At 43.0% G+C, this 6549-nt stretch carries 7 protein-coding genes; 1 reads left to right on the top strand and 6 read right to left on the bottom strand.

Annotation, left to right across the window (positions count from 1 at the left end; translation table 11 throughout):
- Positions 1–25 precede the first annotated feature (25 nt).
- The 4 genes from V7K89_RS07225 to V7K89_RS07210 form a co-directional block, all read right to left on the bottom strand.
- Positions 26–235 carry a hypothetical protein gene (locus tag V7K89_RS07225; protein WP_335185698.1) on the bottom strand — a complete coding sequence of 70 codons (210 nt, stop codon included), beginning with the start codon at positions 233–235 and terminating at the stop codon, positions 26–28.
- Between the two features lie 161 nt (positions 236–396).
- Complete coding sequence (locus tag V7K89_RS07220) at positions 397–1020, bottom strand: TenA family protein (protein ID WP_335185696.1); 624 nt, start codon at positions 1018–1020, stop codon at positions 397–399.
- 99 nt (positions 1021–1119) lie between these two features.
- Entirely contained in the window at positions 1120–2490 is a 1371-nt protein-coding gene (locus V7K89_RS07215) for a Rid family detoxifying hydrolase (RefSeq protein WP_335185694.1), read from the bottom strand.
- A 110-nt stretch (positions 2491–2600) separates the two neighbouring features.
- A complete protein-coding gene (locus tag V7K89_RS07210; protein WP_335185692.1) occupies positions 2601–3032 on the bottom strand; it encodes an NUDIX hydrolase in 432 nt (143 codons plus the stop codon).
- Positions 3033–3212: 180 nt separating this feature from the next.
- On the opposite strand from V7K89_RS07210, the gene malQ reads away from it, so the two are divergent.
- The gene (malQ, locus tag V7K89_RS07205) at positions 3213–4727 is read left to right on the top strand and encodes a 4-alpha-glucanotransferase (protein WP_335185690.1); all 1515 of its coding nucleotides are present in this window, start codon (positions 3213–3215) and stop codon (positions 4725–4727) included.
- A 168-nt stretch (positions 4728–4895) separates the two neighbouring features.
- Here malQ and V7K89_RS07200 read toward each other — a convergent pair whose 3' ends face one another.
- Positions 4896–5708 (bottom strand): helix-turn-helix domain-containing protein, encoded by an 813-nt coding sequence (locus V7K89_RS07200; protein WP_335185688.1) that lies wholly within the window; start codon positions 5706–5708, stop codon positions 4896–4898.
- Positions 5709–5737: 29 nt separating this feature from the next.
- Positions 5738–6496, bottom strand: coding sequence for a pseudouridine synthase (locus tag V7K89_RS07195; protein ID WP_335185686.1), 759 nt, complete (start codon positions 6494–6496; stop codon positions 5738–5740).
- Positions 6497–6549: the final 53 nt, after the last annotated feature.

The raw sequence follows: 6549 nt of genomic DNA, 5'->3' as shown, positions 1-6549 counted from the left end.
ATCCGCAAGCAACTGGAGTACTTCCCTACCTTGCGAGCGGCAATGGAGTATGTTCTGAGTTTAGTGTCCTAACCAACCTGGCGGTTGCTATATCTCCCATCTTCAGCATTGTTCGCCGATCTTCAGGGGTCAAATCAATCAAAAACGGTAACTTTTCTCTAATTGTAGCGATCGCCTGCATGACTGCTTCCTTGTCTGCTGGAGCTAGGCTGGCACTGATGCGATTTACTGCCATTTTTAATACTCATCTAGGGTACTTGGTTTCAGTATTCCCAAAGTTATAAAGGCGATCGCCATTGTTAATAAGTAATTAACAGAGTTCTATCTGCACCTTATGGCAAGCCGAAAAGAGTGCCTACATTCCCTCATCCTAATTAACAAAATTCATTAGGCAGACTATTCCAAAATCCACGCAGCCTGAAAAAAATCGCGCTCACAAAACATAGCATAACGGTAGGTTGAATTCACAACAGCATTAGCAGTGGCATAATTCTCAACTAAACTTTCTAATTGTTTTGTTAGTGATTGAAAATCTGCACTGCTGTAAGTACGAATCCAGTCTGCATATTGATGATTAGGAATACCGTTACCAGACAACTGTTCTCCCAAAAAGCCATACAAACGCATACAAGGAGACATCGCCGCAGCAGTTAAACCCACATCTCCACGCCAAGCAGTTGCTAACAAAAAATCAGTATAGCGACGCGTGGCAGATCCAGGTTCCACAGAATCCAAATTGATTCCCCACTGGGAAGCATAGCCACTATGCAGCCGCAGTTCCTCTAAAACTCCACTAGCTAAGTTATGAAATGTGGTGAAACCTAACCAGTCTGGTGCTTTCGCTGCGGCGATACTATACGCACGCGCAAAAGCTTCTAAGAAAAAAACATCTTGCCCCACGTAGTAAGCAAATTTCACCTGCTCAAGAATACCATCGCCAATGCCTTGAACGAAAGGATGCTCTAGGCAAGCTTGGGCTAAGTCTTGATTTGCTGCCCATAATTCATTAGATAAAGTCATTTGTTAAAAGTTATTTGTCAACATTTATCCGTATCCGTTGAAATCTAGCTTTACTCAAAGAGTACTAAGGAATTTGGATTAAAATAACCGATGCTGATACTAAACTCTAATCACAGCGATCGCATCAATTTCCACCAACACATCTTTAGGTAAGCGCGATACTTGGACACAAGCCCGCGCTGGGGCTGTATCTTCCGGGAAATATTTCGCATAAACGGCATTCACCGCTGCGAAATCATTCATATCAGCTAAAAATACAGTGGTCTTCACCACATCTTGAAAAGTAGCCCCGGCTGCTGTGAGGATGGCTTCAAGATTAGCTAATACTTGCTCAGTTTGCTTTTTGACATCATCAGTGTAGACGACATCACCAAGGCGGGGATCGATGGCAATTTGTCCAGCAATGAATACAAATTGACCTGAAGCTGCGATCGCTTGATTATAAGGGCCGACTGGTGCGGGTGCGTTATCAGTATTAATTACTTTACGAGTCATAGATATTACTTTATTTAACGATGTTTGCTGATTACCGATTTCTGCTTCAGTTGCGATCGGCTTGTAGACTTCTCCATCAGGCATTATCGCACCAGTCAGGTCTGCATCTTTAAAAGTAGCCCCATAGATATTTGCCCCAGTTAAATCTACCTTCTTCAGGTTTGCCTCGTTTAGATTAGCGTTGATCAAATCTACTTTTTGTAGTTCTGCTTTCTCTAAATTTATCCCTTTGAGACAAGCTTTTCTGAAATTTACGCCTATGAGATTTGCTGCACCTAGATCGGCTTCAGCCAGATTCATGCCTGACAAATCTTTTTGAGATAAATTAACACCCCGAATCTTGGCTCCCTGCAAATTAGCATCTTTGAGTATCACACGAGTTAAGTTTGCTTGACTTAAATCAGCTTTAAACAAGTTAGCCCCAGTTAAATTAGCAGTACTAAGGTTAGCTCTAACTACTTTTGCCTCATTCAAGGATGCTTCGGTTAAGTTTGCACAGTCGAGTGTAGCGTCACTCAAGTTGGCGTTATCTAGGTTGGCATTACTAAAGTTAACGCTAGTCAAGTTTGCTTGACTCAGGTTAGCATTATCTAGCTTGGCGTTACTGAAATTCGCGCCACTTAAGTTTGCTCCACTCAAATTGGCATTCTCTAGATTGGCATTACTGAAATTCACGCTATCCAGAGTTGCTTTACTCAAGTCAGCACTACTTAGGTCTGCCCAACTCAAATTTAAACTAGAACTTTTCACCAAACTACTCAAATTTGCACCTGTTAAAGATGCCCTAGTGAGGTTAATACTTTGAAGAGAAGCGTTACTCAGGTTGGCATCATTCAAATCTACACCTGTCAAATCTGCACCTTTTAGGTCTATTCCACTTAGATTTGCATATTTGAGGTCTACTCCTCTAAAATTCTCGTTGTGAAATTGCCTTTGTCCTTCAGCATATTTCTCTAACAGCATCTCAGCGTCCATAATGCACCTTTAAATACCACTGACACAGTATAATCACAAAAACTTTGTGTCACAGGTATTCCTCTCCCCTCTTCTGTCTGCGCTCTCTGTGCCTCTGCGGTTCGTCTCTTTTACCCCAACCTCGGACGTATCCCATAATGCCGATATCGCCAATAATCCCGCAAAATGCGATCGTGGTCAAAACATAAATCACCAGGCACACGCCAATACTCAAAAATGCCTACACCCTTAGCATCATCTCCAGCCAGAGGTTCCCCCGTAGCTGTCGCCAAAAACACAATGCTGATCGTATGCTGACGCGGATCGCGATCGGGGTCAGAATACACTAGTAATTGTTCAACTAACTCCACCTGCAAACCCGTTTCTTCCTGAGCTTCTCGCCGCGCCGCCACTTCCACCGCTTCCCCATAATCTACAAACCCACCAGGAATAGCCCAACCTAAAGGTAGATTATGTCTTTCAATTAACACTATTGGCCGATGAGGTCGATCTACTAATTCAATAATGATATCAACTGTCGGTGTAGGATTTCGGTAAGTCATAGTTATTTAGTCATTAGTCATTGGTCATTAGTCATTAGTCATTGATTATTTCCAAAGGACAAATGACAAACAAAATGAGTTTACTTGATTTCCCCTGCAAATACTGTTCCGTGATAAATTTGATGCGATCGCCTAGCGTATCGTTTAGACAATAGCTTCCTCCCATAATTCAGATTACTTATGCCTTTTCCTAGATCAAGTGGTATTTTGCTGCATCCTACCTCCTTTCCCAGTCGATTTGGCATTGGGGATTTAGGCTTAGAAGCTTATCGCTTCATTGATTTTCTTAAAGAAAGCCATCAACAATATTGGCAAGTTTTACCTTTGGGCCCCACTGGATACGGTAATTCTCCGTATATGTGCTACTCGGCAATGGCGGGAAGTCCCCTGCTGATTAGCCCAGAAAAACTGCAAGATGAGAATTTGTTAACAGAAGAAGACTTTGCTAATTTACCAGAATTTCCAGAAGAAAAAGTTGATTACGAGAAGGTTGTGCAGGTTAAGATTGGGCTACTCAAAAAAGCCTATGAAAATTTTAGAGTGAATGCCACACCCATTCAACAAAAAGAATTTGAAGGTTTTTGCGACAGCAAAGCCTATTGGCTAGATAATTACGCCTTATTTATGGCGTTGAAAGATGCCAACGAGAATGCAAACTGGCACGCATGGCAGTCAGAACTTGTCAAGCGCGATCCCCAAGCAATGGAACAAGTACAGGAGCGGCTCAATGGAGAGATTATTTATTACAAGTTTGTCCAATTTGAGTTTTTCCGTCAGTGGTCAGAGCTTAAAAGCTACGCTAATATGCGCGGTATTCATATTATTGGCGATATCCCTATCTACGTAGCTCACGATAGCGCTGATGTGTGGGCGCATCCTGACATGTTTTGCTTAGATCAAGAGACAGGAGCTGCTGCTCTAATGGCAGGAGTTCCACCAGATTACTTTAGCGCCACCGGTCAATTGTGGGGCAACCCGGTTTACAACTGGGAGGAATTGCAAAAACAAGACTTTAAGTGGTGGGTACAGCGGTTTGAAGCAATGCTGGATTATGTAGATATAATTCGTATCGATCACTTCCGGGGCTTCGAGGCTTATTGGGCTGTGCCGCAAGGTGAACAAACTGCTATCAATGGTAAATGGGTGGAAGCGCCTGGAGATGCTTTTTTTGAAGTGATTAGGCAAAAGTTAGGCAAGCTACCCGTTTTAGCAGAAGATTTGGGAGTAATTACACCGGGGGTAGAAGCGCTGCGAGACAAGTATGAATTTCCGGGGATGAAAATTTTACAATTTGCCTTTAGTGCTGATTCCGCTAATCCATTTTTACCATTCAATTATCCGCACAATGCTGTAGTTTATACCGGGACTCACGATAATGATACAACTATAGGCTGGTTCAATACAGCTGAGGAGGAGGAAAAGCAAAACTTGTTGCTTTATTTAGGTTCTATCAGCCCTGATGGCATTCACTGGGATTTGATTCGCCTAGCTTTGAATTCTGTAGCCAACCAAGCGATTATTCCCTTGCAAGATATTTTGGGATTAGGAAACGAAGCGCGGATGAATTTTCCTAGTGTTGCTGAGGGGAACTGGGAGTGGCGCTATCGAACAGGAGCGATAACAGACGAATTGCGCGATCGCTTGAAAGTTCTTACCAAACTCAATGGACGCGCCCCGGAAGATCAAGTCCAGTAAGGAGTGGGGCTGAGTGAGCAGGGGAGCAGGGGAGGAGAAGACAAGGGGACAAGGGGGACAAGGAGAAATTATTGAATAAATCTTTTCCTGTTCTTCCCCCTCTTCCTTGTCTACCCTGTCTCTTTTCAATCCTCAATGCCCAATGCCCCATGCCCTATGCCCCATATTTTAAAACTTAGGCTTGGCAGCAATCCTAAATTCTTCCTCTTTCCCTGGCTCTCCCATTTTTTTAGCTTTCTCTTGGTTGACGCTTACCAATACACCACCAGCATTATCAGTTTTCACTGTCAGTTGCTCTTGGGCTTTCCAAATTCGGTGAGTTCCCTGTGGCAGAATACCCTCAAACTCGGTTTTGCCATCGGCTACTACACGAATCCAAGATGAGGCTTTCAAAGTCACACCAACCTGGACAACCTGTCCCTTTTGCACACCGTTGAGGGTATCGCTGACAGGTTGTACCTGCGTTGACTCTTTTAGTTGAGCTATTTCTGGTTTAACAACAGACTTTTGTTTTGGATATTGCTGGTTTGGGCTATTACTTGCTTGTAGTAACGCGTTATTTAATAACTGAGATAAGCCATTTACAGAGCATACTATTAGTATTATGTAAAGAAAGTAAAGATGAATCGGACGTAGTTGAGCCAGGGGTGAAGTATTCCCTTTACTTAGAGGGCTAACTTGTGCAGAACTGATCGGAAAAGTGCCAGAAAATTCTACTCCATTCAAGCCTAGTGCATCGGCAAATTGCCTGATCAAACCCTGAATATAGACTGGTTCTGGTAGTTCGTTTAAATTACCTTCTTCGATCGCCTGCAATAATCGTCGGGGAATCTTGGTCAATGCAACCACTTGCTCTAGAGATAAACCCTGTTCTTGACGCAATGCCCAAAGTTGAGCGCCTAATTCTGCCAACTTTTCGGCTCGTTGTTCCTCTAATGAAAGTGATGGCTGGTGATTATTCTTCTTTCTTAGCCATTTCATGCCTACTGACACTCCTTAATTCCACTGAATCAATAATTAGGTTGCGTTATCTGATCTTGCAAAAAGCGAATCTCATAATCTTTGAGGAAACGATATTTACCCTCTGACAAAAAGGGTTCTTTTAGAGTTTGTAATTGAATTGGGCCGATCGCAGTCCGATGCAGCTTGATTACTGGGTATCCTAACTGTTGAGCTATCCGGCGAATTTGGCGATTTCTTCCCTCCTGCAAGACTATTTCTAAAACACTTTCCTCGGTACGACGTTCTATTAGGTGTACCTTAGCGGCCCTGGTTTTTCTACCCTCCAGCATCACACCTTGACGCCACATTTGCAGTACTGTTTCTGAAGGATGTCCTTTGACCAAGACATGATATATCTTGGAAATACTGTGACGTGGATGGGTTAATCCAAACGTCAATTCTCCGTCATTAGTCAGGATTAATGCTCCTGTCGAGTCTGTATCTAAACGACCAACTGGGTGAATACCTGAACCCTCCCGTAATTCTTTCGGTAGTAAATCTAGGACTATTGGTCTTCGATGAGGGTCGTAGCAAGTCGAAACCACTCCCGGTGGTTTATGCAGCAATAGATATATTAAAGCCGGACGCTGCTTTTGGGATACAGACTTACCATCAATTGCGATCGCATCTTTTTCGGGATCGACTTTTTGACCTAAATGTGCCAATACCCCATTAATCCGCACCCGTGAGTGCCTAATCATTTCTTCGGCTTCACGACGTGAGGCGATACCCCATTGAGCGAGAATTTTTTGTAACCGTACCTCCATGTAGAAATTGCTTATTTATTGTTATCAATTAAATGATATTTGCATTATGTAGC

It is taken from the genome of Nostoc sp. (assembly GCF_036917515.1).
GTDB lineage: Bacteria > Cyanobacteriota > Cyanobacteriia > Cyanobacteriales > Nostocaceae > Nostoc.
The sequence above is the reverse complement of the archived record's forward strand: the minus strand, read 5'-3'. Positions and strand labels throughout refer to the sequence as shown.